The organism is Brevundimonas diminuta ATCC 11568, from assembly GCF_000204035.1.
GTDB lineage: Bacteria > Pseudomonadota > Alphaproteobacteria > Caulobacterales > Caulobacteraceae > Brevundimonas > Brevundimonas diminuta.
Genome location: NZ_GL883086.1, coordinates 2455643 through 2461017, shown reverse-complemented (window position 1 = coordinate 2461017; position 5375 = coordinate 2455643). Strand labels below are relative to the sequence as shown.

At 68.3% G+C, this 5375-nt stretch carries 4 protein-coding genes; 3 read left to right on the top strand and 1 reads right to left on the bottom strand.

Features of this window, described 5'->3' with window-relative positions:
- The 3 genes from BDIM_RS16920 to xth all read left to right on the top strand — a co-directional run.
- The coding region (locus BDIM_RS16920) for a DNA translocase FtsK (protein ID WP_081461929.1) at nt 1-1758 on the top strand (1758 nt) is incomplete at its 5' end.
- A 296-nt stretch (nt 1759-2054) separates the two neighbouring features.
- Complete coding sequence (locus tag BDIM_RS15835) at nt 2055-2696, top strand: LolA family protein (RefSeq protein WP_003166570.1); 642 nt, start codon at nt 2055-2057, stop codon at nt 2694-2696.
- Between the two features lie 230 nt (nt 2697-2926).
- Nucleotides 2927-3724 (top strand): exodeoxyribonuclease III, encoded by a 798-nt coding sequence (gene xth, locus BDIM_RS15830; protein WP_040346438.1) that lies wholly within the window; start codon nt 2927-2929, stop codon nt 3722-3724.
- Nucleotides 3725-3731: 7 nt separating this feature from the next.
- Here xth and BDIM_RS15825 read toward each other — a convergent pair whose 3' ends face one another.
- A complete protein-coding gene (locus BDIM_RS15825; protein WP_040346437.1) occupies nt 3732-5138 on the bottom strand; it encodes an SLC13 family permease in 1407 nt (468 codons plus the stop codon).
- Nucleotides 5139-5375 lie beyond the last annotated feature (237 nt).

The following is a 5375-nucleotide window of genomic DNA, read 5'->3' as shown; positions in this document are numbered from 1 at the left end:
GGAGGCGGACGGCCCCTCGCGGCGCCCATGCAGCCCCAGGCCGCCTTTGCCCCCGCCGCAGACGCATCCGACGATGCGGACGCCTATGCCGACGAGGCCGACGCCTACACCCCGCCGTGGGAGGATGCGGCCCCCGCCCCCATCGCCCCGCCCTCGGCCCGCGCCAACCGCCCGGCCGAGCCCAAGGTGGCGGCGGTCAAGGCGCCCAAGCCCGTCCGTAGCGACGCCGATCAGCAAGCCTTCGATTTCGCGGGCGAAGGCGGCTTCGAACTGCCGCCGCTGGGCATTCTGGCCAAGCCCGCCCAGCGCGGCGGCGCCGTCGACGAGGAATCGCTGAAGGCCAACGCCAAGATGCTGGAGGGCGTCCTTCAGGAATTCGGCGTGCGCGGCCAGATCGACCAGATCCGCCCCGGCCCCGTCGTCACCCTGTATGAACTGGTGCCCGCGCCCGGCGTGAAGCACGGCCGCGTCGTCGCCCTGGCGGACGACATCGCCCGCTCCATGTCGGCCCGCGCCTGCCGCATCAGCGTGGTTCAGGGCCGCAACGCCATCGGCATCGAACTGCCCAACGCCAAGCGCGAGACCGTCTTCCTGCGCGACCTGCTGGCCTCGGGCGAATACGACAAGAAGAGCCATCTGCTGCCTCTGGCCCTGGGCGAAACCATCGGCGGCGAGCCCTATGTCGCCGACCTGGCGCGGATGCCCCACCTGCTGATCGCGGGCACCACCGGCTCGGGCAAGTCGGTCGGGGTCAACGCCATGATCCTGTCGATCCTCTATCGCCACTCGCCCGCTGAGTGCCGCTTCATCATGATCGACCCCAAGATGCTGGAGCTGTCGGTCTATGACGGCATCCCGCACCTGCTGGCGCCGGTCGTGACCGATCCCAAGAAGGCGGTCGTGGCCCTGAAGTGGACCGTGCGCGAGATGGAGGACCGCTATCGCCGCATGTCCAAGCTCGGCGTCCGCAACGTCGCCAGCTACAACGAACGCGCCCGCGAGGCCCAGGAAAAGGGCGAGCATTTCGAGCGCACCGTCCAGACCGGCTTCGACGAACAGGGCCGTCCGGTTTACGAGAGCGAGAAGATCCGCCCCGAGCCCATGCCCTATCTGGTCGTGGTCATGGACGAGATGGCCGACCTGATGCTGGTCGCCGGCAAGGACGTGGAAGGCGCCGTCCAGCGTCTGGCCCAGATGGCCCGCGCCGCCGGCATTCACCTGATCATGGCCACCCAGCGCCCGTCGGTGGACGTCATCACCGGCACCATCAAGGCCAACTTCCCGACCCGGATCAGCTTCCAGGTCACGTCCAAGATCGACAGCCGCACCATCCTGGGCGAACAGGGCGGCGAGCAGCTGCTGGGCCAGGGCGACATGCTCTACATGGCCGGCGGCGGCCGCATCACGCGCCTGCACGGCCCCTTCGTCACCGACCAGGAAGTCGAGGAGGTGTGCAAGCACCTGCGCCTCCAGGCCGAGCCGGACTATCTGGACCTGATCACCGACGAACCGGACGGCGACGGCGACGGGGCCATGGGCGGCGATGGCGACGGCATGTCGGGCGACGACCTCTACGACCGCGCCGTGGCCGTGGTCACCCGCGACCGCAAGGCCTCGACCTCCTACATCCAGCGCCGCCTGCAGATCGGCTACAACCGCGCCGCCACCTTGATCGAACGCATGGAGCAGGAAGGCGTCGTCAGCCCCGCCAACCACGCCGGCAAGCGCGACATCCTGGCCGGGCCTCCTCCTATGTAGGCTCGGCTGCGCCGAGGCGGCGGCTTCGCCGCCGGGCGCTATCGCTCGCGACGCGGTCGCTCGCTGCTTGAGCGCCAATCGCGCGCACGCCTGGGGAACCCCGCGGTTCAGTCGACGCTTAAACGCCTCACGTCCTCAAGCAGCGAGCGACCGCGTCGCGAGCGCTAGGACACTAAAACAATGAACACCGCTTCATCGGAGCGCCGGAATATGGTCAGGCTGGCGTCATCAGCCTGCCGGATGAAGTCGTCACCCTCATCGGGTCGAAAACCGTTCAGAACGGGAGAAGAAAAGACATGAGCATTTCCCGCCGCGCCTTCGGCCTCGGCTCCGCCGCCCTGGTCGCGCTCGCCGCCGCCCCCGCCGCCGTCCTGGCGCAGGCCGGGCTGTCGGCCGACGACCAAGCCGTCCTGCGCCAGGCCCAGACCTATCTGACCGCCATGACCACGGCCCAGGGGACGTTCGTCGAGACCGGGCCGAACAATCAGCGCCGCACCGGCCGCTATTATCTGCAGCGGCCCGGCAAGATGCGGTTCGAATATACCGAGCCGGAAGGTCTGCTGGTCGTCGCCGACGGCAATAACGTCAGCCGTTGGGATCCGCGCCTGAACGTCTTCCGCCAGGCGCCGCTGGGCCAGACCCCGCTGTCCACCTTCCTGGCGCGCGAGGTCCGGCTGGATCAGGGCGTGAAGATCGACCGGATCACGCGCATGGACTCCGGCGCCTTCGCCATCACCGCCCGCGACGCGCGCCGTCCCAATGAAGGCTCGGTCATCCTGGCTTTCGCAGGCTCGCCCGTGCGCCTACAGGAATGGACCATCACCGACGCGCAAGGCTCGCGCACGCGGGTCCAGCTGACCACGCTGCAACCGGCGCCGGGCCTGGCCGCCAGCCTGTTCCAGCTGCGCGACCCGACGCGTCGCAATCGCCGCAACTGATCCGCGCCCAGAAAAAGAAGCAGGGCGAATTTGTGACAGTTTGACCTTTTTCGTCGGGCGTGACACTTTGGGCACAGGACGGCGGCGGCCGTCCCGCCCGCCACGGATTCATCCCCGCCTGGCGGCGAGAGAGACGAACTTCATGCGCCCGGACTTCGCTCCGGGCGCTTTTTTAATGCGCGCGACAACCGGCTTAGACCCCGCCCCGCCAAGCTGCTAAGCCCGCTGGCATGAGCCTTCGCATCGTCACCTGGAACATCAACTCGGTCCGCCTGCGCATTGATCAGGTCGCCCGTTTCGTCGCCGAGAACGCCCCGGACGTCCTGTGCCTGCAGGAGATCAAATGCACCGAGGACCAGTTCCCGCGTCAGGCCTTCATCGACATGGGCCTGCCCTACCTGCGTATCGGCGGTCAGAAGGGCTGGCACGGGGTGGCGATCGCCAGTCGCCTGCCCATCATCGACAGCCCCAAGCTGGACGTCTGCCGCGAGGGCCACGCCCGCTGCGTCTCGGCCGTAGTCGAGGGCGTGGAGGTTCAGAACTTCTACATCCCGGCGGGCGGCGACCTGCCCGACCGGGCGCTGAACCCCAAGTTCGATCACAAGATGGACTTCTATGAGCGGCTGACCGCCGAGATGAAGACCCGCGACCGCCAGCGGCCTCTGGTCCTGGCCGGAGACTTCAACATCGCGCCGGGCGAGAACGACGTCTGGAACCACCGCTTCATGTCCAAGGTGGTCAGCCACACCCCCGGCGAGGTCGAGACCCTGTACCGGCTTCAGGACGCGGGCGGCTTCACCGACGTTTTGCGCGACCAGATCCCCGACCCGACCAAGCTGGCCAGCTGGTGGAGCTATCGCGCCAAGGATTTCCGCAAGTCGAACCGGGGCCTGCGGCTGGACCACCTGTGGACCTCGCCCGGCCTGACGCCCGCCGTGGTCAAGGGCAGCGCCCGAATCCTCGATACGGTGCGCGAATGGGAACGGCCCAGCGACCACGCCCCGGTCGTGATGGACCTGGACGTCTGAGGCCGCCTCAGAAGGGGAAGAAGATCGGGATGGCGACCATGGCCGCCGCCCAGGTGATCAGGTTCAGCGGCGTGCCGACACGGACGAAGTCCATGTAGCTGTAGCCGCCCATCTGATAGACGAGGACGTTGGTCTGATAGCCGAAGGGGGTGGCGAAGGCGGCCGAGGCAGCCATCATCACCGCCACCAGGAAGGGGCGCGGGTCGACCCCCAGACTCTCGGCCAGGGCGACCGCGATCGGCGTCACCAGCACCGCCACCGTGGCGTTGGACAGAAGCTCGGTCGCGAACAGGGTCACGCCGTAGAGCACGATCAAGGCGCCCAGCGGCCCGAACGGACGGATCACCTCGATCAGCAGGCCCGCCCCCTGCGCCGCCAGCCCCGTCACCTCGATCGCCGTGCCGACCACCACCATGCCGGCGATCAGCAGCAGGATGTCCGGCTTCAACCCCGAATAGGCCTCTTCCGGCGTCAGCACGCCCAGCAGGATCAGGGCCACCGCCCCGGCGAAGGCCGCCGCCGCGATGGGCGCGATTCCCAGGCCTGCCGCCGCCACCACCAGGACGAAGACCGCCAGGGCGATCAGCGCCCGCTTCCACTGCAACGGGCGGTCTGCTGAAGAATAGAGATCAACGTCGCCCAGGTGGGCGTCGCCGGTGCCGTCGCGCTGGTTGCGGCTTTCGCCGAGCCGGGCCAGCGACGGCAGGGAGAAGGGCAGACGCCACCGACGCGCTCCCTTGACCGCCTGCGCTTCCGCAGCGAGGCGCTCCCGTTCAGCTTCAGCTTCTTCCTCAGCCGTGGCCGAGCGGCCCAATTGGCGCGCGCCGAAAAAATAGAGCCACAGCCCGCCGACCAGGGCGATGATCAGACCCACGGGCGTGATCTCGAACAGGCTGAACACCGGCTGACCGGCGTTTCGCGCCATGTCGTTGACCAGCAGGTTGGTCGAGGTGCCGATCAGGGTCAGCAGGCCGCCCAGCACCGTCACATGGCTGAGCGGCATCAGGAACCGCTTGGGCGACAGCTTCAGCGACTTGGCCATGTCGCGCACGACCGGCGCGGCCAGCACCACTACCGGCGTATTGTTCAGAAAGCCGCCGACCGAGCCGCACAGGCCGATCACCACCCAGATGCCCGTCGCGCCGAAACGCTGACACAAGGACGTCGCCTTGCGGATTATCAGGCCCAGCAGACCCGACAGTTCGATGGCGTAGGCGATGACGAACAGCCCGGCCAGGGCGATGACCGCCGGACTGGCAAAGGCGCTCTGCACCTCGACCGGGCGAACCACGCCGAACAGCAGCAAGGTCGCCGCCCCGCTGAGCGCCACCACGTCCGAACGCATCCGCCCGTGGATCATCACCCCGACCACGGCGATCAGAACGATGAGAGCGATGATCTGGTCCAGCGTCACCCGCGCAAGACCCCCTTTTTTCAGCCCAGCCTCGACCGCGATCACGGGCCGGGGCGCCAATCAGCGTTTCTCGTGTTAGGCTGGTTCCATGTCGATCACAACGACCCGTCTGGCCGCGCCGCTCGCCCTGGCGGCGGCCCTGCCGCTTCTGACCTGGTGCCAGCGGCCGCCGGAACCTGCCCCCCCTGCGGATCCGGCCACGCCGCCGACGGTCGTGCTGGACTCCACCCTGAACCG

What these genes read in the sequence shown, in the direction of transcription:
- BDIM_RS15835 (WP_003166570.1), top strand. Translation starts at nt 2,055, where the DNA reads ATGAGCATTTCCCGCCGCGCCTTCGGCCTCGGCTCCGCCGCCCTGGTC.
- xth (WP_040346438.1), top strand. Translation starts at nt 2,927, where the DNA reads ATGAGCCTTCGCATCGTCACCTGGAACATCAACTCGGTCCGCCTGCGC.